23 protein-coding genes and 1 tRNA gene are annotated in these 23,908 nt (G+C 68.6%); 7 read left to right on the top strand and 17 right to left on the bottom strand.

What is annotated here, in order from left to right:
- Nucleotides 1-108 precede the first annotated feature (108 nt).
- From ACFVAE_RS11880 to ACFVAE_RS11860, 5 genes are all read right to left on the bottom strand, one after another.
- Entirely contained in the window at nt 109-762 is a 654-nt protein-coding gene (locus ACFVAE_RS11880) for a response regulator (protein WP_378892136.1), read from the bottom strand.
- The gene (locus ACFVAE_RS11875; RefSeq protein ID WP_378892134.1) at nt 759-2,060 is read right to left on the bottom strand and encodes a sensor histidine kinase; all 1,302 of its coding nucleotides are present in this window, start codon (nt 2,058-2,060) and stop codon (nt 759-761) included. The genes ACFVAE_RS11880 and ACFVAE_RS11875 overlap by 4 nt, the downstream gene beginning before the upstream one ends.
- Before the next feature lie 25 nt (nt 2,061-2,085).
- On the bottom strand, nt 2,086-2,904 hold the full coding sequence (locus ACFVAE_RS11870) for an ABC transporter permease (RefSeq protein ID WP_378892131.1): 819 nt from the start codon (nt 2,902-2,904) through the stop codon (nt 2,086-2,088).
- Nucleotides 2,901-3,812 (bottom strand): ABC transporter ATP-binding protein, encoded by a 912-nt coding sequence (locus tag ACFVAE_RS11865; RefSeq protein ID WP_378892129.1) that lies wholly within the window; start codon nt 3,810-3,812, stop codon nt 2,901-2,903. The genes ACFVAE_RS11870 and ACFVAE_RS11865 overlap by 4 nt, the downstream gene beginning before the upstream one ends.
- Nucleotides 3,813-3,938: 126 nt before the next feature.
- On the bottom strand, nt 3,939-6,392 hold the full coding sequence (locus ACFVAE_RS11860; RefSeq protein WP_378892126.1) for a polysaccharide lyase 8 family protein: 2,454 nt from the start codon (nt 6,390-6,392) through the stop codon (nt 3,939-3,941).
- A gap of 187 nt (nt 6,393-6,579) precedes the next feature.
- Between ACFVAE_RS11860 and ACFVAE_RS11855 the strand changes: the two genes are divergently transcribed.
- Nucleotides 6,580-6,653: transfer RNA gene (locus ACFVAE_RS11855), tRNA-Gly, on the top strand.
- Between the two features lie 13 nt (nt 6,654-6,666).
- Here ACFVAE_RS11855 and ACFVAE_RS11850 read toward each other — a convergent pair.
- From ACFVAE_RS11850 to ACFVAE_RS11830, 5 genes are all read right to left on the bottom strand, one after another.
- Nucleotides 6,667-7,503, bottom strand: coding sequence for an oxidoreductase (locus ACFVAE_RS11850; RefSeq protein ID WP_378892123.1), 837 nt, complete (start codon nt 7,501-7,503; stop codon nt 6,667-6,669).
- 96 nt (nt 7,504-7,599) lie between these two features.
- Nucleotides 7,600-8,796, bottom strand: coding sequence for a glycoside hydrolase family 1 protein (locus ACFVAE_RS11845; protein ID WP_378892121.1), 1,197 nt, complete (start codon nt 8,794-8,796; stop codon nt 7,600-7,602).
- 68 nt (nt 8,797-8,864) lie between these two features.
- On the bottom strand, nt 8,865-9,752 hold the full coding sequence (locus ACFVAE_RS11840; RefSeq protein ID WP_378892119.1) for a carbohydrate ABC transporter permease: 888 nt from the start codon (nt 9,750-9,752) through the stop codon (nt 8,865-8,867).
- 1 nt (nt 9,753) lies between these two features.
- Nucleotides 9,754-10,674 (bottom strand): carbohydrate ABC transporter permease, encoded by a 921-nt coding sequence (locus ACFVAE_RS11835; protein WP_378892116.1) that lies wholly within the window; start codon nt 10,672-10,674, stop codon nt 9,754-9,756.
- Nucleotides 10,671-11,960: an extracellular solute-binding protein gene (locus tag ACFVAE_RS11830; protein WP_378892112.1), complete on the bottom strand. Its 1,290-nt coding sequence runs from the start codon at nt 11,958-11,960 to the stop codon at nt 10,671-10,673. The genes ACFVAE_RS11835 and ACFVAE_RS11830 overlap by 4 nt, the downstream gene beginning before the upstream one ends.
- Before the next feature lie 167 nt (nt 11,961-12,127).
- Here ACFVAE_RS11830 and ACFVAE_RS11825 point away from each other — a divergent pair, with 167 nt between their 5' ends.
- Nucleotides 12,128-13,117 (top strand): LacI family DNA-binding transcriptional regulator, encoded by a 990-nt coding sequence (locus tag ACFVAE_RS11825; RefSeq protein WP_378892109.1) that lies wholly within the window; start codon nt 12,128-12,130, stop codon nt 13,115-13,117.
- 87 nt (nt 13,118-13,204) lie between these two features.
- Here the strand turns inward: ACFVAE_RS11825 and ACFVAE_RS11820 are convergent, their stop codons facing one another.
- Entirely contained in the window at nt 13,205-13,906 is a 702-nt protein-coding gene (locus ACFVAE_RS11820; protein WP_378892107.1) for a VIT1/CCC1 transporter family protein, read from the bottom strand.
- A gap of 119 nt (nt 13,907-14,025) precedes the next feature.
- Between ACFVAE_RS11820 and ACFVAE_RS11815 the strand changes: the two genes are divergently transcribed.
- Nucleotides 14,026-14,868 (top strand): pyruvate, water dikinase regulatory protein, encoded by an 843-nt coding sequence (locus tag ACFVAE_RS11815; protein ID WP_378892105.1) that lies wholly within the window; start codon nt 14,026-14,028, stop codon nt 14,866-14,868.
- A 26-nt stretch (nt 14,869-14,894) separates the two neighbouring features.
- Entirely contained in the window at nt 14,895-17,279 is a 2,385-nt protein-coding gene (gene ppsA / locus ACFVAE_RS11810) for a phosphoenolpyruvate synthase (protein WP_378892102.1), read from the top strand.
- A gap of 68 nt (nt 17,280-17,347) precedes the next feature.
- Here ppsA and ACFVAE_RS11805 read toward each other — a convergent pair whose 3' ends face one another.
- On the bottom strand, nt 17,348-18,991 hold the full coding sequence (locus tag ACFVAE_RS11805) for a hypothetical protein (protein WP_378892100.1): 1,644 nt from the start codon (nt 18,989-18,991) through the stop codon (nt 17,348-17,350).
- 235 nt (nt 18,992-19,226) lie between these two features.
- Between ACFVAE_RS11805 and ACFVAE_RS11800 the strand changes: the two genes are divergently transcribed.
- Nucleotides 19,227-19,805: an NADPH-dependent FMN reductase gene (locus ACFVAE_RS11800; RefSeq protein ID WP_378892098.1), complete on the top strand. Its 579-nt coding sequence runs from the start codon at nt 19,227-19,229 to the stop codon at nt 19,803-19,805.
- 12 nt (nt 19,806-19,817) lie between these two features.
- Here the strand turns inward: ACFVAE_RS11800 and ACFVAE_RS11795 are convergent, their stop codons facing one another.
- From ACFVAE_RS11795 to ACFVAE_RS11775, 5 genes are all read right to left on the bottom strand, one after another.
- Entirely contained in the window at nt 19,818-20,603 is a 786-nt protein-coding gene (locus ACFVAE_RS11795) for an aspartate dehydrogenase domain-containing protein (protein ID WP_378892095.1), read from the bottom strand.
- On the bottom strand, nt 20,600-21,004 hold the full coding sequence (locus ACFVAE_RS11790; RefSeq protein WP_378892093.1) for an NUDIX hydrolase: 405 nt from the start codon (nt 21,002-21,004) through the stop codon (nt 20,600-20,602). Before ACFVAE_RS11790 ends, ACFVAE_RS11795 begins: the two co-directional genes overlap by 4 nt.
- A gap of 31 nt (nt 21,005-21,035) precedes the next feature.
- Nucleotides 21,036-21,575 (bottom strand): SRPBCC family protein, encoded by a 540-nt coding sequence (locus tag ACFVAE_RS11785; RefSeq protein WP_378892090.1) that lies wholly within the window; start codon nt 21,573-21,575, stop codon nt 21,036-21,038.
- 45 nt (nt 21,576-21,620) lie between these two features.
- Nucleotides 21,621-22,016, bottom strand: a complete 396-nt coding sequence (locus ACFVAE_RS11780) for a VOC family protein (protein WP_378892087.1) — start codon at nt 22,014-22,016, stop codon at nt 21,621-21,623.
- 101 nt (nt 22,017-22,117) lie between these two features.
- Nucleotides 22,118-22,660: a dihydrofolate reductase family protein gene (locus tag ACFVAE_RS11775; RefSeq protein WP_378892085.1), complete on the bottom strand. Its 543-nt coding sequence runs from the start codon at nt 22,658-22,660 to the stop codon at nt 22,118-22,120.
- Nucleotides 22,661-22,761: 101 nt separating this feature from the next.
- Here ACFVAE_RS11775 and ACFVAE_RS11770 point away from each other — a divergent pair, with 101 nt between their 5' ends.
- Together ACFVAE_RS11770 and ACFVAE_RS11765 are read left to right on the top strand one after the other, a co-directional pair.
- Entirely contained in the window at nt 22,762-23,385 is a 624-nt protein-coding gene (locus tag ACFVAE_RS11770) for a TetR/AcrR family transcriptional regulator (RefSeq protein ID WP_378892083.1), read from the top strand.
- 56 nt (nt 23,386-23,441) lie between these two features.
- A complete protein-coding gene (locus ACFVAE_RS11765) occupies nt 23,442-23,903 on the top strand; it encodes a phage tail protein (RefSeq protein WP_378892081.1) in 462 nt (153 codons plus the stop codon).
- Nucleotides 23,904-23,908: the final 5 nt, after the last annotated feature.

Genomic DNA, 23,908 nt, shown 5'->3' with positions numbered 1-23,908 from the left:
TCCCGCATCTCGGCGCCCGTCGTCCCGCCTCCGCATCCTGAGCGCCCTTCGTCTCGCTTCGCTCGCTCAGGACCCGCGACCCGAGCGAGACGAAGGACGCCCCGGGTCTCAGACCAGCCCGCACCGATGCGCGATGATCACGGCCTCGATGCGGTCGCGGGCGTCGAGCTTCGCGAGCACGCGGCCGACATGCGTCTTCACGGTCGACTCGCTGAGGAAGAGCTGATCGGCGATCTCGGCGTTGGTGAGCCCCTGCGCGATCGCGAGGAACACCTCGCGCTCGCGCTCGGTCAGCGCGGTCGTCGGATCGGGGCCGGATGACGCCGGCGCGGGCTGCGCGGACAGCTGGTCCAGGAACGCGCGCGTGGCCCGCGGCGCCAGCACCGCATCGCCACGGTGCACCGCGCGCACGGCGGCGACGAGCTCCGCACGCTGGGCGTCCTTGAGCAGGAACCCGCTCGCGCCGGCACGGATCGCGCCGAACGCGTACTCGTCAAGATCGAACGTCGTCAGCACCAGCACCCGGATGCCGGGATGCTCGCGCACGATGGTCTCGGTGGCCGCGATGCCGTCCATGCCCGGCATCCGCACATCCATCAGGACGACGTCGGGCGAGAGCGCGGCTGCCTGTCGAACGGCGACGGCGCCGTCGCCGGCCTCTCCGACGACCTCGATGTCGCCCTCGGCCTCGAGCATCATGCGGAACCCGATGCGGATGAGCGACTGGTCGTCGACGAGGAGCACGCGGATCGGCTCGGTCATGCATCGCTCCCTGAGTGTGACGGAGGGTCCTCGAAGAGGCGCTCCAGGCTGAGCGTCCCGGTGTCGGGCTCGGCCCCCGAGCTCGACGAGGGGTGCGGCAGTTCCGCGCGCAGCATCCATCGTCCTCCCCCGACGGCGCCGGAGTGGAACGACCCGCCCAGGTGCGCGGCGCGCTCGGCGAGGCCGCGCAGACCGAAGCCCGGGGCATCCGTGCTCGTCGTCGCGCCGTCGTTGGCGATCTCGATCACGACCGGATCGGCGGTGTAGTCCAGGCGTACGTCGATCGCCGTCGCGCGCGGCGCGTGCCGCATGGCGTTGGTCAGCCCCTCCTGCACGATCCGGCCGACGGCGAAGGCGACGGCCGGCGGCACCTCCGGGGTGCCCTTGGTGACGAGCGACACGACGAATCCGGCGCTGCGCGCGGCGGCGACGGGTTCGGCCGGATCGATCGGCACGGCGGGCTCGAGGGGCGCGTCGCCGGCGCGGAGCACGCCGAGCATCGAGCGCATCTCCGTGAGTGCGCTGCGGGCCGTGTCTGCGGCTGCGAGCGAGGCCTCCCTCGCGCGATCCGGGTCACCGGTCGCGGCGGCACCCTCCGACAGTGCGACGACGACGGTGAGGGAGTGCGAGACGATGTCGTGCATCTCGCGGGCGATGCGCTCGCGCTCGGCCGCCGCGGCGAGCTGGGCGTGCTGGTCGCGCTCGATGTAGAGCTGCCGCGACCGGGCGAGCACGGCCTCGATGTAGCGCTTGCGGTTGCCGACGTTGACGCCGATGAGGGCGCCGATCAGGCCGAGCACCGCCTCGCTGAGGATCGCGTTGATCGCCGTGCTCCACGGCACGACGTCGGTGATCGCGAGCGGCATCGTCAGCACGATGAGGATGCCGAACCCGATGCCCAGCGCCGTCCAGCAGGCGCGTGCGGAGCGGTACACGGCGAGCGCGTACGTCGACACCAGCAGCAGCGGACCGCCGACCGGGTACTGCGCGAACAGGTAGATCGATGCGACCAGCATCGAGACGACGAACAGGGCGTACGGCCACTTCCGCCGCCAGACCACCAGCACGCACGCGGTGAGCGCGACACCCTGCGCGATCGCCACGCCGACGATGGTCCCTCTGCCGGGGCCGCTGAACGTCGCGGCCGGCGAGATCGAGAGGATCAGGCAGAGGATCGCGATCAGGATGTCGGCGAAGAGCGGATGCCGCGCCCAGAACCGCCGGATCACGCCGGGGGTACGCGGCAGCCGCAGCTCCTCATCCTGAGGGACGGAAGAGCTGCGGCTGTCGGAGGTCACGCTGACTATTCTGCTCGCAGGGGGATCAGGCGTCGCGGTTGCGCAGCACGGCCCAGGCGCCGAGCATGCCCGCGACGACCCAGCCGGCGAGCGTCAGAGAGGCGACCTGCCAGGTCAGACCCCAGTCGTCCTGCGGCAGGATCACGTTCTGCGCAGCGGCGGCCGGCAGATAGTTGGCGGCGTCCTGGATCCACTTCCACGCTTCGCCCGCCATGCCGAACATGCTCGTCACGACCGGCAGCACGAACAGCAGGCCGACCGTCGCAGCGATCGCGCCGGCACCGTTGCGGATGATGAACCCGAAGGCGACGCCGATGAGGGCGAAGACGGCCATCGTCACCGAGGCGACCAGCACGGGGAGGATCGCGCCCTCGAAGTCGGCCCAGTCGATGCCGAGATCCTTGCCGGCCAGAATCGGCGTCACGATGGCCGCCGAGACCGCGAACATGACCAGCGAGGCCACGAACATGAATGCGGCGAGTACGGTCGCCTTGGCGGCGAGCACACCGCCCCGCACCGGGTTCGCTGTGAGGGTGGAGCGGATCATGCCGGTGGAGTACTCGCCCGTCACCGCGATCGCGCCGAGGATGCCGGCCAGCAGCATCGTGAACTGGATGGGCGAGACGACGGCCTGGATGCCGGGGAAGCCGCTGTCAGCGGGGACGGACGCGGCGATCAGCACCGCGATGCCCGCCGTCAGAGCGGCGGTGATCGCGATCGACCACCAGGTGGAGCGAACTGTGGCGAGCTTGATCCACTCGCTGCGCAGTTCGCGGCCGAAGGAGAGCCGGTAGGCCGACGTCTCGGTGTGCGTGCGCCGGGCCGGCGCGGTCTGGACGCTCATGCGATGTCCTTGCTCTTGTACTCGACGGAGTCGCCGGTGAGGGCCATGTAGGCCTCTTCGAGCGAGCCGCTGGTCGGTGTGAGTTCGTGCAGCGGGATACGGTGCTCGGCGGCGAGGTCGCCGATGCGGGATGCCGGTACGCCGACGACGTCGAAAGTCTCGGGCCCGGTGCTGACGATCTCGGTGGCGGGGCCCGCGACGACGGCCGCGAGGTCGGCGGCGCGCGGGGTGCGCACGCGCACGGTGGTGCTGGTCCAGGCGCGGACGAGCTCGTCCAGCGGAGCATCCGCCAGCACCTTGCCGCGGCCGAGCACGATGACGTGGTCGGCGGTCTGGGCCATCTCGCTCATCAGGTGGCTGGAGAGCAGCACGGTGCGCCCCTCGGATGCCGCGTGGCGGACGAACTGGCGCACCCAGCGCACGCCCTCGGGGTCGAGGCCGTTGACCGGCTCGTCGAGGATGAGCGTGTGCGGGTCGCCGAGCAGCGCCGCGGCGATGCCGAGCCGCTGGCCCATGCCGAGCGAGAACTTGCCGGCGCGCTTGTTCGCGACCGAGCCGATGCCGGCGAGGTCGATGACCTCGTCGACGCGGGACGACGGGATGCCGTGCGTCGCCGCCATCGCGCGCAGGTGGTTGCGAGCGGTGCGGCCGGTGTGCACGGCCTTGGCGTCGAGGAGCACGCCCACCTCGGTGAGCGGCGCGGGCAGCCGGCGGTACTCCTGACCGCTGACGGTGACGCGGCCCGAGGTCGGCTTGTCGAGTCCGACGATCATGCGCATCGTGGTCGACTTGCCGGCGCCGTTCGGCCCGAGGAACCCGGTGACCATACCGGGCCGCACGGTGAACGACACGTCGTCGACGGCCTTCTTGTCTCCGAACCTCTTGCCGAGGCCTTCTGCTGTGATCATGTCTTCGACGCTATTCGCGGCGAGGGACCTGGCGCGTCCGCCTGCCGGATGATCCTCCGGGAGATGAGTGGTACCTGGGTGCCATGGGACGCGGCGTCACCGATGCCGCGCCCCACGGCCACGCGCTCAGGACCTGCTGAAGCGCGCGACGAAGGTCTTCCCCGCGGCGCCCTTGACGGCGACGCGGATGCTGACGCGGGACTTCATCTGGAGCACGCTGACACCGTCGTCGACGGAGACGACGCGAGCCGCGGACCCCTGGACGGTGACGGTCACATCGTCTGTCAGCCGCTGCGTCGGGTCGCTGACCGCGATCGCCAGCCGGCCACCCCTGCGGTCGACGACGACGGAGACGGGTGCATCGACCGAGATGCCGTTCGTGATGGGCGCGCTCGCGTCCCAGAAGTTGGCCATCGTGAGCCCGTCGCGGCTCGCCGCGTGCACCAGTCCGGTGTTCGAGTGGACGGTGACGCCCGCCATCGTCTCGGCCGACGCCTCGACCTCCTGCCGCCCGGCACCGGGAAGCTGGATGTACGCATAGGTGTCGTCGTGAGGGTCGACGCCGTGATCGAACCAGAAGGTGATGAAGCGGCGACTGTAGGCCGTCTCGTCCTCGTAGGTACCGCGGTTGTCCATATCGGTCCAGCGCCCGGTGCGATCCTCGCGAATCGCCCGGATGCTCGTGCCAGGGACGGGGAACAGGTACCCGCCGGTGTTCGGAATGTGCGCCCAGCGCGGTGTGAACGACGTCGGCGCGCTGCCGACCTTCGTGAACGGGGCGCCGTCGATCACCGGGATCGTCCTGCCGTTCGGCCCGATGTTCCGCTGCTCGATGATGGTCTCGATGGTGTTGCCGTCGGTGCTCGTGACGCCGGCCCCGAGGCACACGACGGCGTCCTCGAGGCAGAACCAGGACTTTCGGGCCCTCAGCGGCTGGGTCTTGAAGAGGAGGCCCATTCCGACCGCCGCGTTGCCGTCCAGCAGGGCGCCACCGGCCCACGTGTTGGTCACGGTCGAGCGCTGCGGCTTGCCGAGCACCGGCTGCTTCTGCACCACCGTGGTCCCCGGGATCCGGCACTTGTTCGCGGTCGGCCACCATTCGTTCGCCCAGTGACCGAGCTGATTCGGCAGGTACATGTAGACGGCACCCTCGCCCTGGTACCACCCCATGAGGTTCTCGCCGTTGGCGGACTCGTAGGGACGGATCGCCGTGGTCTCCATCGCGAACCCCATGGCGAAACGCGGGCGGCGGTGCACGACCCGGGCCATGGAGGTCGCGACCACCGTGCGGGTGGACTCCGGCGCGGCGGGGACGCCGGCGTCGCCGATCAGCTGCCGGCCGAGCACGACCGAGGGCAGCGCCACCTGCTGGATCGGAACCGAGTCGTACTCGAAGAAGCCCGGCTGCTTCTCACCCGGAGTCTTGCCCGCGAAGGTGTACGAGTCGTAGGCGGTGAGCCACCCCTTGAGCTGCGAGCGCAGCAGGCGCGCGTTCTCGGCGGGGAAGGCACCGGCGAGCAGCAGCAGCACGCCGAGCGCCAGCCTGCCGATGCGGCGATCGGTCTCGTAGAAGCGCGAGATACCGCGGCCGTGCAGCATGTCCATGAATCCGCCGCCGTAGATCCACGGGGCGAAGTTGTTCTGCGTCCAGTCGAACACCTCTGCCGTCTGCGCCGTCGAGAACGCCCACGGCGTGCCGACGGCGGACACCATCATGTAGCTGAGCACCTGGAGCAGAGACACCCCGTAGCCGGCCGTGTAGGCGTAGTTCACATGCTGGACGAATCCGCCGTCCGGGTACATGCCGTCACCCGAGGTGGAGTAGGGGAAGATCGTCTCGAGCTTCTTCCGCGCATCGTCGATCGTCGCCTGATCACGGCTGAGCGCGCCACGCAGCATCGCGATGGAACAGGCCCAATTGCGGTTCGCACCGGTGGAGGTGGCGCCTCCGGTGATCGCCGGGTCCGGTGCATAGTGCTTGATCGCCGCCATGGCGGTCGCGAGCTGCTCGCTCGAGAGGTCCTCGTACATCAGCACGCAGACGTCGTTGAGCGCCTGGGCGGTGCCGATCTGCCAGTCCCACCAGTTCCCGGTGCGGTTCACCGTGTTGTAGACGTTGGCGAGGAACCAGTCGAGCGCCGAGAGGATGTCGGCCTGCAGCTGCGGATGCTTGGTCAGCGACGATCCCGGCGTCTTCAGCCCGAGGGCGAGCTGGCGCAGCCGGACGATCATGCTCGTCATCAGTGCAGACGTGCGGCTGACCTCGATGTCGAGATCGGCCCACAGGTACGTGCGCGTGGCAGAGGTGTTCAGAGGGGTCGACCCGCGCCAGAACTCGCTGGCGACGGCTGCCGTGTCCTGCACGTACTTCACCAGCACGGCATCCGCGGCGTCGTAGTCGGAGACCAGCGTGGCGCGCCACTGCAGGCGGAACCTGTCGAAGTCGTCGTCCGTGGCGGCGCGCGCCGGTGCCGTCCAGGGCCCGGCGAACATGTCGGCCGCCACCAGCGTCGCGGTAGCGACCGCGCCGGCCATCAGCGTCCGGCGCGAGAGGGTGAAGGGCAGAGCCTCCGGTGTCATTCGAACCTCCAGGGTGTGCGGATGCCACTGTGCATCCGGCATCCGTTCACCCACCGATGCTCGTGACGGGCCTGAGCACTGTCAATCGGATAATCCGAACTACCGAAGGGATAGTAGGAATCATCTGCACCGTGGGACTCGAGCGCGTGCGTTAGGCTTGGTCCAAGCCTTGGCACGTCAGGGCCTCGGGGCTGTAGTTCAATGGCAGAACTTCTGCTTCCCAAGCAGACAGCGCGGGTTCGATTCCCGTCAGCCCCTCCACGAATCCCGAAGGTCAGCCCGTCGCCCCCGTGCCCCACTTGATCAGCCTGTCGAAGGCGCGGTCTGGCAGGATCTGCTTCGCGAACACCAGTGGCTTCGCTCCGAAGCCGATCCGATATCGGGTTCGCGGGCGGCGTGCGGTCGCGGCCCTCGTGATCGCGCGGGCGACGACGTCTGGTGACGACGTCATTCGCGCTCCCGGCAACGAGCTGTTCCCGAGCGTCTTGGCGACCGCCTCGGCCAGGCTCCGGTAGACGCCCCTCCCCGAGGTCTCGAGGAACTTGTCGGCGGCGATCGCACCCCACTCGGTGCGGATCGATCCCGGCTGGATCACGACCACGTCGATGCCGAACGGCGCCAGCTCCATCCGCATCGCGTCGCTGATCGCCTCGACGGCGTACTTGCTCGCGTGGTACCAGGCGCCGAGCGGAGTCGTGAAGTTGCCGCCCATCGAACTGACGTTCACGATCCGTCCGCTGCGCTGCTCGCGCATGTGCGGCAGGACCAGCTGCGCCATCCGCGCCAGTCCCAGCACGTTGACGTCGAGCTGCGCCTGCGCCTCGGCGAGCGGGACGTCCTCGAGGGCGCCGTACGATCCGTAGCCGGCGTTGTTCACGAGCATGTCGATCCGCCCCTGCTCGGCGATGATCTGCTCGATCGCGATGCGCGCGGAGGCATCGTCCGTCACGTCGAGAGCGATCGTGCGTACTCCGCGATCCCGCAAACCGGCCATCCGATCGACGCGCCGCGCCGCCGCATACACGGTGAATCCGGCGTCCTGCAGCCGGCGGGCGACTGCCTCGCCGATGCCCGCCGAGGCGCCGGTGACGAGTGCGACGTTCGAGGTCATGTGCGTGCTCCGTTCCCGGGCCGGATCGACCATGCGCCGGACCGCTGGTCCCAACGTAGTGAACCCGGGATCGTCACGGACCGGGCCACGAACCGATCACCCCGGCAGCGCGCCCCCGCGCGCGATCCCGCCCAGCCAGACCAGGCTCGGCTTCGGCGTGCGCTCGAAGGTGCGGCGGTCCACCGCGATGAGCCCGAACGTCGGCGCGAACGATCCCCATTCGTAGTTGTCCAGCAGCGACCAGTGCAGGTATCCGCGCACATCGCACCCGTCGGCCATGGCATCACCCATGGCCGCGAGCGCTCCGGTCGTGTAGGCGATCCGACGTTCGTCATCGGATGCCGCGATGCCGTTCTCCGTCACCATCATCGGGACGCCCCCGGTGACGTCCCAGGTGTGCCGGAGCGCATGTCCGAGGGCCTCCGGGTAGTACTCCCACCCCGTCAGCGTGCGGTCCGTGCCCTCCGGCCACTCCTGCGGTCCGTAACCGCGGGCATCCTCCGTCGGGCCGATCACCGTGCGCAGGTACGACTGCACGCCGATGAAGTCGTCCTCCCTGGCCTGCTCCAGATAGAAGTCCTCCCGCCAGTACTGCCAGGCATCGCGCTGCGCCTCCCAGCCCGGCACCGCCTGGTAGACCTGGTTGGCGATGGTCCATCCCACCTTCACCCCCGGCAGCTGCTCGTGCAGGACCTCTGTCGCGGCGTGGTGGGCCGCCGCGATCGCGCGGGCCAGCGAGGGGTCCGGCTCGTCAGGCGCGTTGACCCCGGTGCCGGTGTCGACGGTCGACTCGCTGTTGACCACCATCATGTTCGGCTCGTTGATCGTGATGACCCAGGTGACGTCCGTCAGGATGCTGCTGGCGATCCGTGCGTAGTTCGCGAACACCGCTGCGCTGTCCGGCGCCCCCCACCCTCCGCGTGCCCGCCACCAGCGCGGGAAGCTGAAGTGATGCAGGGTCACGACAGGCTCGACGCCGAGCTGCCGGCACGTCTCGATCATGTTCCGGTAGTGCGCCAGCTGGGCGTGAGAGACGACCCCCTCCTCGGGCTCGATCCGCGCCCACTCGATCGAGAACCGGTAGGCGGTGAGGCCGGCGCCGGCGAGCAGCGCGATGTCCTCCGGGTAGCGGTGGTACGAATCGCAGGCATCGCCGGAGGGTTCTGAGACCGTCGCCCGCGGATGGTACTCATCCGCCCAGTTCGTCGTGTTGACGTTGCCGCCCTCGACCTGGTGGGCGGCGGTTGCGGCGCCCCACAGGAAGCCAGCGGGGACAGTGACGGTTCCGGTCATCGGTTTCCTCAGTTTCTGCGTTCTGCGAGCCGTACGGCTCCGGATGGGTGGGGGTGCGACAGCGCGGGCTACTTGATCCCGGTCATCGAGATGCCCTGGATGAAGTGCCGCTGCATGGCGACGAACAGCACGAGCACAGGGATGACGATCAGGAACGACCCGGCCATCTGCAGTCCGAAGTCGGTTCCGTGCCCGCCCGACTCCGCCGAGAAGAGCGCGAGCGAAACCGGGAGGGTGTACATCGAGTCGTCCTGGGCGATGATCAGCGGCCAGACGAAGCCGTTCCACGAACCCATGAAGGTGAAGATCGCGAGAGTCGCCAGCGGCGCCTTGCACAGGGGCAGCACGATCTGGAAGAAGATCCGGAAGTCGCCCGCACCGTCGATGCGCGCGGCGTCCAGCAGAGTGTCCGGGATCTCGAGCATGAACTGGCGCATCAGGAAGACCCCGAACGCACCGACCATGCCGGGCAGGATCAGCCCCCAATAGGTGTTGACCATGCCGAGGTTCGCGACCAGGACGAACTGCGGGATGAGCAGCACGATTCCCGGCACGAACAGCGTGGACAGCACGACGACGGTGATCACCTTCTTGCCCGGGAAGGTCATCTTCGCGAGCGCCCAGCCCACCATCGACGAGAACAGCAGCGTCGTGCACACCGTGATCAGCGCGACGAACACGGAGTTCAGGAACGGACGCAGGATGTCGAACTCGAAGAGCCAGGCCCGGAAGTTGTCCAGTGTGGGCGCCACCGGCCACCAGGTGATCGGCCGCGACATCAGCTCGGCGTTCGACTTGAACGACCCGAGCACCATCCACACGAACGGGAGGATCGTGGCGGCGAGTCCGACCGAGAGGATCAGCAGGATGAGGAGGTTGCCCCACCGGACCGGCTTCCGCCGGCGACCGCCGGCGACGACCGTGGTGGCCTCTGCGCGTTGTTCAACTGTTGTCACGTCAGGTCCTCTGCCGGAAGAAGCGGAATTGCACGATCGCGAGGATGCCGATCAGCACGAACAGCACGTAGGCGCCGGCGGCGCCGACGGAGTAGTTGCCGTACTTGAACTGGTTGTAGACCTGCAGCGCGACCGACGTCGTGGAGTCGAGCGGTCCGCCCTCGGTCATCACGAAGGGCTCGTCGAAGAACTGCATGTAGCCGGTGGTCACGAGGATCGCGTTCAGCAGGATGGTCGGCATCATCATCGGGATCGTGATGCGGAAGAACTTCTGGACGGGGTTCACTCCGTCCAGGGCGGCCGCCTCGTGGACATCGCTCGGAATTCCCTGGAGCCCCGCGAGGAAGATCACCATGGATCCGCCGATGTTGCGCCAGATCGCCATGATCGTGATGGCCAGCAGCGCCGTGTTCGGATCGGACAGCCAGTTCGGCCCGGTGATCCCGAACCAGCCGAGGATCGTGTTGAACACACCGGTGTTCTGGTACATGATGCGCCACACGATCGCGACGGCGACGATGGTCGTGATCACCGGCGTGTAGTACCCGACCCGGAAGAACGTGGCCACCCGGCGACTCACCGAGTTGAGCATGACGGCGAGCACCAGCGCGATGAGCAGGGTCGTCGGCACACCGATCGCGACGAAGACCAGCGTGTTCAGCAGCGCGCGCTGGAACGTCTCGTCCGTGAGCACGGCGATGAAGTTGTCCACCCCGACGAAGTTCACGTTGAACGGGTTGCGGATGTCCCGCGCCCTGAGGTCGGTGAAGGACATCACCAGCGAGCTCACGAGCGGGATGAGCCCGAAGACGCCGAAGGTGAGGACGAAGGGCGAGACGAAGATCCAGGCGATCAGACTCGAGCGGCGCCGCTGGGCGGCCAGGGAACCCACGTTCCCCGACCGCCCCTGGGCGATCGTCACCACCCGAAGCCGATCGACGTCGCCTTGGCCTGGATCTCCTTGGCCGCATCCTCAGCCGACATCTTGCCTCGGGCGACCATCTCGGAGTATTTGCTGATCAGATCGGACACCTGCGACCACGTCGGGTAGTTGGGTGTCGCCACCGTGTCCTTCATCTGATCCATCAGCGTGCTCGTCACCGGGTTGTCCTGGATCGGCGCGTATTCGGCCGCGCCCTTGTTGGCCGGAAGCTCGCCCTGCAGGTCGTACCACTTCTCCTGCTGGTCGACCTGCCCCATCCACGACACCAGAGACCAGGCGGCCTCCTTGTTCTTGGCCGCCGAGAAGACGCCAAGGTTGCCGCCGCCGATGTACTGGTTGTTGTTCCCGCCCGGGCCGGTGGGCGCGACCGCGTAGCCGACGGAGTCCATCGTGAACCCGGCCGGCGCAGTGCCCTTGTCGATCTCGTCCTTGTAGATGCCGAGCATCCACGGTCCTGAGATGAACATCGGAGTGCCGCCGTTCTCGAAGGTGGCGTCGGTCGACGCCTCGATCGGCGCCTCGCCCCTTTGGAAGAACCCGGCGTAGTAGTCCAGTGCGCTGACGAACTCCTCGGTGTCGATCGTCCATTCCTTGCCGTCGGTCATCTCACCGCCGGCTTGGGCATCGAAGGGCACGATCACCTGTGCGGGCTGCTCGGTGGGCCTCGGAAGGCTGATCCCGTAGGTGCCGCCCTGACGCGCCTTGAAGGCGGCCGACATCTTCTGCATCTCATCCCACGTGGTCGGCGCCGAGAGGCCGAGCTGGTTCGCGATGTCCTTGCGGTAGAAGAGGAACCGCGTCTCCACGTACCACGGCATCGCGTACAGCTTCTTCTTGTCGCCCGTGACGGAGTCCACCGCGGCGGGATAGAAGTCGCTGTCCTTGTAGACGCCGTCGGGCAGCGGGTCGAACGCGCCCATACCGATGGCGGTGGCGGTCTGATCAGCGCCGGTCATGATGATGTCCGGCCCCTTCCCCGCGGCAGTGGCCGTCTGGAGCTTCGTGATGACCTGGTCCCACGGCACGTCCGTGACGGTCAGCGACGCCTTCGGATTCTCCTTAAGCCACGTCGCCGCGAGCTTCTTGAGGTTGTCCGCGTGTCCGCCGGCGGTCCACACCTGGATCTCACCGGATGCTTTCCCCTCGGCGGCGGGGCCCCCGCCGGCTCCCGATGTGCCGGTGTCCTCAGCGCGTCCGCAACCGCTGAGTACCAGGGCTGCGGCGACGGCTACCGCCGCGGCCGTCGCAACTCTCGACCTGCGCATGCTCACTCCTTTGTGTTTTCGACAGATGCCTTCGAAATTTCGATGACCGTGTACGAAAGAGAATAGGGTCAGGATCATCGAGTGTCCAGCGAAAGTTGACCACCTTCAGGTCACACTTTCGCCACTCGGTTCGCTAGAATTTTCGGAAAATCCGAGGGAGTGTCCAGATGGCCGCGCAACTGGCGGAGATCGCCGCGGAGGTCGGAGTGTCCGTTCCCACCGTCTCCAAGGTGCTGAACGCGAGGCCGGACGTCTCGGCGGCGACGCGGAAGCGCGTCACCGCCGCCCTGCTGAAGCACGGCCTCACGATCCGCCCTCGCGCGCGCTCCAGCACCGGGCTCCTCGACGTGCGCATCGTCAATCTGGACGGCGCGTGGGCGGAGACCGTCGTCCGCGGCGCTGCGGCCTCCGCGCAACGTCACGGCAAGGACCTCGTGCTCACCGTCGACCCTGATCCCGACGACTGCGACGGATGGGCCCGCAGGGCGATGGCACGCGGCACGGACGGGCTCGTGAGCTTCGTCGCCGTGCCGAGCGAGGACGCGCGGAACGACCTGGCCGACAGCGGAGTCCCTCTGGTCGTCGTCGACCCCCTGCACCGGGCTCCGGACGGCACGACCTCGATCTCGGCGACCAACTTCCAGGGCGCGTTCGACGCGACCAGTCACCTTCTCAGCCTCGGGCACCGACGTGTCGCCGCGATCACCGGCCCACTGCATCAGGACAACGCCATCGCCCGTTTCGCCGGCTTCCAGGCGGCCATGCTGCAGGCGGGTCAGCAGGTGGATCCCGCCCTCGTCGATCGATCCGGATACGGGATCACCAACGGATACGACGCGACGCGCGCGATGCTCGACGGCGGGACCCGGCCCACCGCCATCTTCGCGGCCAGCGACGACAGCGCACTCGGCGCGATCCGGGCGATCCGCGAGCACGGCCTGCACGTCCCCGAAGACATCTCGGTGATCGGGTTCGACGACCTGCCGCACTCCCAGTGGACCGATCCCCCGCTCACCACGATCCGTCAGCCGCTGGCGCAGATGGGCGACGTCGCGGTCGAGCTGCTGCTCCGCCTCAGGGCCGGCCTCGCGGTGGCACCGCACACCGAGCTGTCGACCAGCCTCGTCGTGCGCTCCTCGACCGCACCCCCGGCATAGCGTCACCGGTCGCGCAGCCCGGCCGTGCCGATCGGAATGCGTTCTTCACCCTGGGCGCGCGGGCACTGATCCGGCGGCACTGCACGCCTAGAAGAACACGAGCCCCGCGACGTAGCTGACGCCCATCGTCCCCAGCCCGACGACCAGCGTGCGCACCAGCATCCTTCTCGCCGAGAGCCGTCCGACGACCGCAGCGACCAGCGACGTCAGCACCAGCGAGATGATGACCGCGGTGATGATCGCGGCCTCCTCGATCGCCACCGGCGCGACGAAGGTGATGGTCAGCGGGATCGCAGACCCGAGCATGAAGGCGAGCATGGTCCTCAGCCCCAGGAGCACGGGCGCGGACCGCGGCATCAGCTCCTCGATGCCGTGCTCGGCGTCGAGCTGGGCCGCCAGCGCGTTGTGCGCACTGAGCTGCTCCGCGACCTGCTCGGCGAGGTCGCGAGTCAGCCCCTGCTCCTCCCAGTGCGCGGCGAGCAGTTCGCGCTCGTGCCTCGGATCGGCAGCCAGCTGATCGCGCTCCTGCGCAGCGAGGCGCTGCTCCTCCTCGCGCTCGGCGGCGACCTCGGCCCACTTCGCCCCGCCGGCGCTCAAACCACCGGCGATCAGGGTGGCCACTGCGGTGAAGAGCAGCAGGCGGTCGCCGGCGCCGGCGCCGGCGAAGCCCTGCAGCAGACCGGCCGTGGAGATGATGCCGTCGTTCGCGTCGATCGCCCACGAGGTCTCGCGCATCGATCTCAGCGCCCTCCGCCACCAGGATGCCGCCATGCCGTCGCCCCCTCTCATCCGACATCCTGCCAACTGCGGCGGCGTCTTCGACAGCCTTTGCGGTTCGGTTAAATTCTCCACTTCTTGACCCCCGAATCTGACGAAAGATCACCTCGACTCACACTTAGAGTCGTGGCATGGCCGCCACCCCCGCCGCCGCCGTGCCCACCCACCCGGTGCGCTCGGCGTACTTCGTCTCCGACAGCACCGGCATCACCGCCGAGACCCTCGGCAACGCCCTGCTGGCGAACTTCCCCGGGTTCGTGTTCCGCAAGCACACGATCCCGTTCGTCGACACGGTGGATGCTGCGGCAGGCGTCGCCAGGCAGATCACGGCCGACGACGCCTCCGGACTCGAGCCGATCGTCTTCACCACGGCGAAGAACGCCGCCGTCCGTGCGGTCGTGACCGCCGTCCCCGCCACGCACATCGACCTGCTCAGCGGGCACCTCGGCGAGCTCGAGCAGGCGCTCGGCACCACCGCCTCCGAGCAGCTCGGCCAGTTCCACATGCTCGGCGACACCACCGAGTACTTCGCCCGCATGCGCGCCGTCGAGTACGCCATCGAGCACGACGACGGCCAGAGCGCCCGCGCCCTCGACCTGGCCGATGTGATCATCGTCGCGCCGAGCCGCTGCGGCAAGACTCCGACCACCATGTACCTCGCCCTGCAGTACGGCCTGCTCGTCGCCAACTACCCGCTCACCGACGACGACTTCCCCACCGAGGGGCTGCCGCCGCTGATCGCGAAGTACGCCGCGCGCTGCTTCGGTCTGACGACCACTCCCCTGCGTCTCAGCCAGGTGCGGCACGAGCGCCGCCCCGACTCGCGCTACTCCAGCCTCGCGCAGTGCACCACCGAGCTCCGCCGTGCCGAGAAGCTCTACGCCCGCAACAGCATCCCGTTCCTGAACTCCTCGACGAAGAGCGTCGAGGAGATGTCCGCCGTCATCCTGCAGACCCTCGGCCTCCGCCGCTGATCACCCTTCAGACGAAAGAGCACCTCATGACCAACATCCTCTGGTTCGACGAGATCGGCATGACCGATCTCCCCCAGGTCGGCGGCAAGAACGCCTCCCTCGGCGAGATGATCTCCCATCTCTCCGAGCTCGGCGTGCGCGTACCGGGCGGCTTCGCCACCACCGCCGACGCCTACCGGCGGTTCCTCGAGCACGGCGACCTGCGCGGCCGCATCCGCGACGCGATCGCCGGACTCGACGTCGAGGACGTCACCCGCCTCGCGCTGGTCGGCACCGAGATCCGCACCTGGATCGCCGAGCACCCGCTGCCGGAGGATCTCGAGTCCGACATCCGCACGGCCTACGACCGCCTCGTACAGGCGGATGCCGAGCCCGAGACCGTCACCTGGGCGGTGCGCTCCTCCGCCACCGCGGAGGACCTGCCGGACGCCTCGTTCGCGGGTCAGCAGGAGACGTTCCTCAACGTCGGCGGCATCGACAACATCATCGCCGCGATCCGCAGCGTGTACGCCTCGCTCTACAACGACCGCGCGATCGCCTACCGCGTGCACCAGGACTTCGAGCACGACGAGGTCGCCCTCTCCGCGGGCGTCCAGCGGATGGTGCGCTCCGACGTCGGGGCATCCGGCGTGATGTTCACCATCGACACCGAGTCGGGCTTCGACCAGGCCGTGTTCGTGACCAGTTCCTACGGCCTCGGCGAGGCAGTCGTGCAGGGCGCCGTGAACCCCGACGAGTTCTACGTCTCGAAGCCGGCGCTGCGCGCCGGACGCCCCGCCATCCTCAAGCGCGCGGTCGGCGAGAAGGCCGTCGCCATGCGGTACACCGACTCCCAGCAGGCAGGCGCCAGCACCGCCTTCGTCGACGTGCCGGCCGACCAGCGCGTACTGTTCTCGATCACGGATGCCGAGCTCACCGAGCTCGCGCAGCACGCGCTGATCATCGAGGAGCACTACGGCCGCCCGATGGACATCGAGTGGGGCAAGGACGGCGTCGACGGGAAGCTGTACATCCTGCAGGCCCGTCCCGAGACCGTCGTGTCCCGGGCATCCGCCAACGTCATCCACCGGTTCCGCCTGCAGGAGAAGGGCGCGGTCGCGGCCGAGGGCCGCGCGATCGGACAGCGCATCGGCGCCGGCCCGGTGCGCATCCTGCGGGATGCCACGCAGATGAGCGAATTCCAGACCGGCGACGTGCTCGTCGCCGACATGACCGACCCCGACTGGGAGCCGATCATGAAGCGGGCATCCGCCATCGTCACGAACCGCGGTGGCCGCACCTGCCACGCCGCGATCATCGCCCGCGAGCTCGGCATCCCGGCCGTCGTCGGCACCGGCGACGCGACCCGGGCGCTTCGCGACGGCCAGCCCGTCACGGTCTCGTGCGCCGAGGGCGACACCGGCTTCGTCTACGACGGAATCCTCGCCTTCGGCGAGGAGGAGACCGAGCTCGATCGGATGCCGGAATCGCCGGTCAAGATCATGATGAACGTCGGCACCCCCGACCAGGCCTTCTCGTTCTCACGTCTGCCCAACCGCGGCGTGGGCCTCGCACGGCTGGAGTTCATCATCAACCGTCAGATCGGCATCCACCCGCGCGCGCTGCTCGAGCGCGACACCCTGCCCGACGACCTGCGCCGCCAGGTGGATGCCCGGATCGCCGCCTACCCGTCGCCGCGGGACTACTTCGTGCAGCGCGTGGTCGAGGGCGTCTCGATGCTCGCCGCCGCGTTCGCCCCGGAGCCGGTGATCGTGCGGATGAGCGACTTCAAGTCGAACGAGTACGCCAACCTGCTCGGCGGCGAGCGCTACGAGCCGCACGAGGAGAACCCGATGATCGGGTACCGCGGCGCCTCGCGCTACGTGTCCCCCGACTTCCGCGAGTGCTTCGAGATGGAGTGCGAGGCGCTGAAGTTCGTGCGCGACGAGATGGGTCTCACCAACGTGCAGGTGATGGTGCCGTTCGTGCGCACCGTCGCCGAAGGGCAGGCGGTCGTCGAGCTGCTCGCCCAGAACGGGCTGCGCCGCGGGGAGAACGGCCTGAGGGTCGTGATGATGTGCGAGGTGCCCACCAACGCGCTGCTCGCCGACGAGTACCTCGAGCACTTCGACGGCTTCTCGATCGGCTCGAACGACATGACCCAGCTGACGCTCGGCCTCGACCGGGACAGCGCACTCGTCGCCGACACCTTCGACGAGCGCGACCCCGCCGTGCTCAAGCTGCTGTCGATGGCCATCGAGGCGTGCCGCCGCCACGGCAAGTACGTCGGCATCTGCGGTCAGGGCCCGAGCGACCACCCCGAGCTCGCGGAGTGGCTGGTCGGCCAGGGCATCGAGTCGGTGTCGCTGAACCCGGACACGGTCGTGGAGACCTGGCTGCGGTTGGCGAAGCTGGAGCCCGCAGGAGCCTGAGGGCTGGCATCCTCCTGCCGGGGAGCCTTGTGGCATCACCCGGCAGGAGGAAGTCGTCGTCCCGCGGCTCAGCCGCGGGCGGGCTCTCCCGGTCCGGCGTACACGCCGCGGTTGGGCTTGCCGCCGGGCATCACGACGCCCCACGGGTCGCGCTCGCCGCCGTTGATCTTCGCTCCGCTGCGCAGGGCGGGAGACTGCTTCAGCAGCCGGTAGCCGTCGAGCTCGTCGACGCCGGTCGCCGTTCCCGGCGCGACGAGCATCGGGTCGGATGTCAGGGCGCGGGCATCCGGGATCACCGACGACGAGGGCGCGTCGGGGCCGTAGTAGACGTTGCTGTCGTAGGTCCACCCGGGCTTCGCGGTGTAGCCGCCGGTTCCGAGGTTGTAGAAGATGTTGTTGCTCAGCGTCACGTCGTTGCGACCGCCCTGCGCGTCGAGGATGCCTGTGCTCATCCCGGGCGCGACGGAGAAGACGTTGTTGTGGATCTTCATGTTGTAGAGGTTCGCCCCGCCGCAGATCGTGAACAGCTTGTACCGGTCGTTCTGGCTGACGTTGTACCGGAAGGTCCCGTCGTAGACGCCGCCCGCCCTGCCGTCAGCGCAGAGCAGCAGCGCGCCGCCGTCGTTGTCGTGGCTGAAGTTGTACTGGTAGACGATGCCCCGCGAGGCGTGGTCGAAGTCGAAGGCGTTGCCGTCCCTGGTGGAGTGGCCGCCGGAGACCTCGTTGCGCTGGTAGAGCGTGCCGTCGCCGTCCCAGGTCCACATGCCGACGTTGTAGCCGGTCGAGGTCTCGTTGAACCCGGCGAGGGTGTTGCGCTCGACGAGCGCGTCCTTCGTCATGTGCGGCACGATGCCGTCGCCGCCGATGTGCGCGAGGTCGTTGCCGCGGATCACCACATTCGTGAACGGGGTGAACGGCGTGAGCGCGCTCTCGCCGTACCCGATGCCGTCGCCGAGCTCCGGGCGGTTCTTCCAGTCGCTCCAGGTGATGATGCCCGAACGGGATACGTTCTCGATGACGTTGTCCTCGATCGTGACCTTGTCGAAGCGGGTGCGCTGGTGCGCGGCATCCGGTGCCGGGTGGTTCTGGTCGTCGAGCCCGGCGATCTTCACGCTGACCTGGATGCCGGCGCTGCCGCCGCCGTCCTTCTTGTCCTCGCCGTTCACGTCGTGGATGTAGAGGTCGTGAAGACGGATGCCGGTCAGCGTCGAGACCTTTGACAGGTCCGTCTGCGCCCCGACGCCGACGTCCTCACCCTGGACGTGGATGCCACGGCGCGGCGCCGTGGCCGGTGCGGCCCCGTGATTGGTGATCTCGAGACCGCCGATGTCCCAGTACTCCTGGTTGTACAGGTGCACAACACTCTCGACTCGTCCTTCGCCCTGGAGGAGCGGCTTCTCGCCGGTGCCGTAGCTGCCGACGACGATCGGGGATCCTGGCGCGCCGGATCCCTTGGGCGACAGTGCTCCGGTCCATGTCTCCCCGGAGCGGAACAGGATCTCATCACCCGGCGTGAAGGCCTCCTGGTTGACCCGATCGAGTGACGCCCAGGCCTCTCCGGGCGACGTGCCGCTGTTGCTGTCGTCTCCCGCCGCGGCGTCGACGTAGTGCACGTCGGCCCATTGCGCCTGGGCGACGCCCGGGGCGACGACGAGTCCGACGACGACAGCCGCTCCGACGAGCAGACCCCCGGCTCTCACGGTGTGCTTCATGTGTTCCGGCTCCTTGAACTGTTCCGAGAGCGTTCCCGCCAGGTCCCCAGTCCGAGCCGATTCACGCCTTTGTGCATGCATTTGACGTTTTATCATTGCAACAATCAGATTCCGTCGTTCTGCGATGTTAGCGCTCACATCTCTGCGCGTCAACGATTCCCGACCCCGCATCCCACGGAATACCGCGACCGCTCTTCGAGTTGACATATCAATCACTAGCCAGAAAGGTCACGCCATGTCGGAAACCCAGCCGAGGATCAGCATCATCGTGGGCAGCGCCCGCCCGGTCCGGATCGGTCGTCAGCTCGCAGACTCGATCGCAGAGGTGCTCAGGGGATCGACATCCGCCGACGTCCGCATCCTCGACCTGCGCGAGATCGACCTGCCGATGCTCGACGAGCCGCTCATGGCCGGCATGAACCAGTACGCCAACCCGCACACGCTGGCCTGGGCTGAGGAGATCCGGGCATCCGACGCGATCGTGTTCCTCACACCGCAGTACAACGCCGGCTACCCGGCCGCACTGAAGAACGCCATCGACTACATCTTCGCCGAGTGGCAGGATCGCCCCGCCGCGATCATCAGCTACGGCGGGCACGGTGGCCCGAAGGCGGCCAAGCAACTGCGCGAGGTGCTCGAGTTCATCCGCATGGACCTCACCGACGAGCAGCCGCAGCTCGTGATCCAACGCGAGGATTACACCACCGACTGGCACCTCGGCGCCCCCGACGCAGTCATCGCACGCTACGCCGACGAGCTCACGGCCGTCGGCGCCGCCCTCGAGTCCCGCATCGGAGCACTCGAGGCGGCCTGAGCAAGGCGGCTCTCAGAGGAAAGCCGCACCCGAGACGGTGGGGAATCCACGCAGCCGGGCATAGTCGTCCAGCGCGCGCAGCGCCGCCCAGGCGACCACGGCGCTGGACCGCGGGCGTTCGGACGAGGGCGCATTCTCGACGACCGCCCGCACCTCGCCGAGGTCGCCGGCGGCGTGGACCTCATGCCGGGTCGGGTCGGCGGCGGGGTCGGCGACGATCCGTGCCGTGGCGAAGCCCCAGGCATCCGCGGCGAGCGCGAGTGCGGCGGCGACGTTGGCGGATGCCGGGAACCGCTGCGCCACCTCGCCGGCGGGCCCGTCCGCGAGCACGATCTCGGTGCCGCCGTCGCGCAGCGCGGCCTGCAGCTCCTCGGGCATCCAAGGCTGGAGGAGTGTCGCCGGCAGTTTGCGGCTCTCTATCGAGACGGTCCGCAGCGGGCCGGCGGCGCGCAGCGCCCTGACCTGATCGAGACCGCCGATCGCGCCAGTGCAGACGATGAGCCTGCCTCGCCCGGGGGACGGACGATGGAGCAGCTCCGCGCGCAGCGCGGGTTCGGCGAGCGCCCCGACCGACAGCAGGATCACGTCGGTCCCGGCTGCGAGCAGCCCTGGCACGCGCTCGCGGACCGCCTGCTGCGTCGCGGCCTCCACGATCACGTCGATCTCGGCAGGCCCCGGCAGCACGCCATCGCGGCCGAAGGTGCCGGCCACCCGGTAGGGGCGCGTCTCCTCGACCGTGCGGCGGAGCACACCGCTGATGTGTCCGTCGCCGAGGAACCCGACTCGCAGCATGGTCATCCCTCCGCCGTCGCGACCGCGGCGACGAGGTCGGCGAGCGATTCCGGATGCGCCAGGCGCAGCCCCGCGAGTTCGTCGGGGCGGAACCATCGCAGGTCGTCGTGCTCGTCCGGTTCCGTGTTCGCAGGCTCGCCGTCCCACGCCGTGGTGAGGAAGGCGTACGTGTCGACGCCAGGATGGTCGACGGTCATCGGGATCGGTCTCGGGTCGCGGATGCGCACGCCGAGCTCCTCGAGGCACTCCCGCACAACGGCCTCGTCGGGCCGCTCGCCCGGTTCGACGTGCCCGCCGGGAAGCGCCCAGCGATCGGGGTGCGTGTCACGTCGCGGATGCCGGTGCACCAGCAGCATCCGCCCGTCGCGCACCAGCGCCGCCGTCGCGATCACCGTTCTGGACATCATGGCCGGAGACTATCCCGGTCTGCCTTTCGCGTCATGCCGGAACCTCCGGCATGACCAGGAACCCCGGCTCCCCCGGCCGGACCTCGAGGTGCGCTATCGAGAGGAGCCGTGCGCCGGCCGCCGCCGCGAACCCGGACCCGAAGTCCGCCATCAGCCGGTGATGCGCCCAGGTGAACGCCGGACGGGCGACCGGCGACAGCCGACGCATCCACGGTTTGGTCGTCTCGACGAGCCACGCGAACCAGATGGTCGCCTCCTCGTCGGATGCCGCGCCGACGGCCGCCCGGCCGCGCCCGGCGAGCTCGCCGCGCACCGCGGCATCCACGGATCGCATCCGGTCGAGTGCCGTGATCTCGATCTCGTACCTCAGCCGGTAGCCGAGGGGCGTGCGGATCGTGTGCCGATGCGCCGACCCGACCTCCGCAGCACCATCCGGACCGGCGATGACCTCGACGCGCTCGAGCTCGGGCCACCAGCGCGCCCATCCGGTGACATCGCTGAGCACCTCCCACACCCGCACCGGGTCGCCGGCCACGCGGAACGTGGTCACGAAGTGGTAGGTCGCGCCCATGCGGTCAGACCGTACTCCGCCCCGGACCGTCGCGCGAGGCCTCGGTCAGTGTCCGGTGGCAGCGACCTCTTCGGGGCTGCGCTGGATGCAGAACTGGTTGCCGTCGACGTCGCTCATCGTGACGTAGCCGCTGCCGTTGTCTCGACGGCGGTCGGCGACCACGGTGGCCCCCAGCTCCTGCAGCCGCTCGACCTCCTCGTCGCGGGTGCTGCCGACCGGATTCAGGTCGAAGTGGATGCGCGGCGCGAACTCCTTGCCCTCGTCGACCGGCTGGAACTCGAACCGCACCTCGATCGGTCCGGTGAGGAGCACCGTCACCGGGTCACCGGGATTGTTCGGGTTGTGCGGGTCCTCCTGCAGCGCGAGCAGCTGCTGCCAGAAGGCCCCCAGCGACTCGTGATCGCGGGCGGTGATGTTGATGGCGTCGATGCGCGAGACCATGGAACTCCTCTGTCCTCGTCCTCCGGCCGGACGGCGCGGAGACACCCGCCGACGTTACCGGCCGCGCGCCTCGCCACGCCAGGTCCGACCGCGACGAGGCCCTACCGGAGCACTCGGTAACGAAGGTGCGTCTCGCTCGCGTATGCGGAGGTCTCGAGGCGCTCGAGTTCGATCCGCTGACCCAGACCCTCGAACAGGGAGATGCCGCTGCCGAGCAGTACCGGAGCGATGTCCAGATGCAGCTCATCGACGAGCCCGAGTCGCAGGCACTGGCGCGAGATGCTGCCGCCGAGCAGGCTGACCCAGTCGTCGCCCGCGGCCCGTGAGGCCTGCGCCACCGCCTCCCCGATGTCATCGACGACGAAGGTGTACGTGGTTCCCTCGTGGTGGATCGGCTCATGCTCGCTGTGGGTCATCAGATAGACCGGCACCTTCAGCATGCCGCCGTACGGGAGTTCGCCGTCCTCGATGGTCCGGGTCTTGTTCGCACCCCCGACGACTGCTCCGATACGGCTCATGACCCGTTCCACGACCGCGTCGTCCTCGGGTGCAGATGGCCTGCCGAACATCCAGTCGACCCGGCCGTCCGGGTCTGCGAGGTATCCGTCGAGGGTGACGGTGGCGTGGACGATCACGGTGGCCATTGCTGCTCCTTCGTCAGAGGTGAGTCTGTTGACTCACCTCTACACCGTACGGTCGACCAAGAGGTAAGTCAATGCACCCACCTCTATGGGATACTGGTCGCATGACCCGCGGCGACTCCGCTTACCATCGCGCGATGGCCGAGGCGAACCGCCAGTCGGTACTCGCCGCCGGTGCCGCCCTGTTCCTGGAGAACGGCTACGACCGCACCTCGCTCGCGCGCATCGCTCAGGAGGCGGGCGTCTCGAAGGCCACGCTGTTCAAGCAGTTCCCCACCAAGGCGGAACTGTTCGAAGCGACCGTGCTCGCAGCGGGCTCGACGCCCGACCTGGTTCCCCTCGACGTCCCCACGGACGACTTCCGCGCCGGACTCGTGATGCTCGGCCGGGCATACGGCGACCTCCTGATGCGACCCGAGATGACCGCGCTGATGCGGACGGTGATCGCCGAGTCACCCAGGTTCCCCGAGCTGCGGACCCGCACCTTCGACTTCGGGACGCTGCCGGTGCTCAAGGCGCTGGCGCGCTACCTCCGCGACGCGCACGCGACGGGAGTCGCGGAGATCGACGACCCCGACACCGCATCCGCCCAGTTCCTCGGAATGATCGCGTCATCGATCTTCTGGCCTCGCCTCGTCCACGGCACCTGGTCGATGACGGACGATGAGCGCGAGCAGGCCATCGAGGAGGCCGCTCGGACCATCGAGGCCCGTTACGCCGCTTCCTGACCAGCAGATCGGAAGTCGCCGGGCGAAATGGTCCTCCGCGGTGCCAGACTGAGCCCATGTCCTACGTCGTCGATTTCGTGAACGTGTCCACCGTGGGCCTGGAGTCCTCGCCCGTCGCCGAGGCCCTCGCCGGTCTGCGCGCCAACGAGGCGCGCTACTTCCACAACAAGTACGACGTGGACTTCACCACCGTCCCCGCATCCGAGGGAGCCGAGATCCTCGACCTCGTCACCCGCGTGCTCGCCGAGGAGCGCGGCATCGTCATCGCCTCCCCCGCACTCGAGGTCGCCGAGCCCGATGTGCCCAGCATCCGCTGGTCGTACGTGTTCTACGAATCGGGACTCGCGATCAACCTGCTCTACGAGCTCGCCGAGGGCGGCAAGCGCGCCGTCGGCTTCAAGCTCTCCGACGGGATGGACGTTCCCGACGAGCTGGGCGAGTTCAAGTTCGCCCGTCAGAAGTCCAAGCTGGCGGGCACCATCCGAGGCTCGTACTTCGTGGTCAAGGGCGAGTACTGACCAGA

The organism is Microbacterium sp. NPDC057659, assembly GCF_042799915.1.
Lineage (GTDB): Bacteria > Actinomycetota > Actinomycetes > Actinomycetales > Microbacteriaceae > Microbacterium.
The sequence above is the reverse complement of the archived record's forward strand: the minus strand, read 5'-3'. Positions and strand labels throughout refer to the sequence as shown.

Bases quoted from the DNA above. Each gene is read 5' to 3' on its own strand.
- ACFVAE_RS11880 (WP_378892136.1), bottom strand. From the start codon at position 762: ATGACCGAGCCGATCCGCGTGCTCCTCGTCGACGACCAGTCGCTCATC.
- ACFVAE_RS11790 (WP_378892093.1), bottom strand. From the start codon at position 21,004: ATGATGTCCAGAACGGTGATCGCGACGGCGGCGCTGGTGCGCGACGGG.
- ACFVAE_RS11845 (WP_378892121.1), bottom strand. From the start codon at position 8,796: ATGACCGGAACCGTCACTGTCCCCGCTGGCTTCCTGTGGGGCGCCGCA.
- ACFVAE_RS11805 (WP_378892100.1), bottom strand. From the start codon at position 18,991: ATGAAGCACACCGTGAGAGCCGGGGGTCTGCTCGTCGGAGCGGCTGTC.
- ACFVAE_RS11775 (WP_378892085.1), bottom strand. From the start codon at position 22,660: ATGGCCACCGTGATCGTCCACGCCACCGTCACCCTCGACGGATACCTC.
- ACFVAE_RS11865 (WP_378892129.1), bottom strand. From the start codon at position 3,812: ATGATCACAGCAGAAGGCCTCGGCAAGAGGTTCGGAGACAAGAAGGCC.
- ACFVAE_RS11765 (WP_378892081.1), top strand. From the start codon at position 23,442: ATGTCCTACGTCGTCGATTTCGTGAACGTGTCCACCGTGGGCCTGGAG.
- ACFVAE_RS11860 (WP_378892126.1), bottom strand. From the start codon at position 6,392: ATGACACCGGAGGCTCTGCCCTTCACCCTCTCGCGCCGGACGCTGATG.
- ACFVAE_RS11820 (WP_378892107.1), bottom strand. From the start codon at position 13,906: ATGAGAGGGGGCGACGGCATGGCGGCATCCTGGTGGCGGAGGGCGCTG.
- ACFVAE_RS11770 (WP_378892083.1), top strand. From the start codon at position 22,762: ATGACCCGCGGCGACTCCGCTTACCATCGCGCGATGGCCGAGGCGAAC.
- ACFVAE_RS11850 (WP_378892123.1), bottom strand. From the start codon at position 7,503: ATGACCTCGAACGTCGCACTCGTCACCGGCGCCTCGGCGGGCATCGGC.
- ACFVAE_RS11830 (WP_378892112.1), bottom strand. From the start codon at position 11,960: ATGCGCAGGTCGAGAGTTGCGACGGCCGCGGCGGTAGCCGTCGCCGCA.
- ACFVAE_RS11780 (WP_378892087.1), bottom strand. From the start codon at position 22,016: ATGGTCTCGCGCATCGACGCCATCAACATCACCGCCCGCGATCACGAG.
- ppsA (WP_378892102.1), top strand. From the start codon at position 14,895: ATGACCAACATCCTCTGGTTCGACGAGATCGGCATGACCGATCTCCCC.
- ACFVAE_RS11815 (WP_378892105.1), top strand. From the start codon at position 14,026: ATGGCCGCCACCCCCGCCGCCGCCGTGCCCACCCACCCGGTGCGCTCG.
- ACFVAE_RS11870 (WP_378892131.1), bottom strand. From the start codon at position 2,904: ATGAGCGTCCAGACCGCGCCGGCCCGGCGCACGCACACCGAGACGTCG.
- ACFVAE_RS11825 (WP_378892109.1), top strand. From the start codon at position 12,128: ATGGCCGCGCAACTGGCGGAGATCGCCGCGGAGGTCGGAGTGTCCGTT.
- ACFVAE_RS11800 (WP_378892098.1), top strand. From the start codon at position 19,227: ATGTCGGAAACCCAGCCGAGGATCAGCATCATCGTGGGCAGCGCCCGC.
- ACFVAE_RS11785 (WP_378892090.1), bottom strand. From the start codon at position 21,575: ATGGGCGCGACCTACCACTTCGTGACCACGTTCCGCGTGGCCGGCGAC.
- ACFVAE_RS11795 (WP_378892095.1), bottom strand. From the start codon at position 20,603: ATGACCATGCTGCGAGTCGGGTTCCTCGGCGACGGACACATCAGCGGT.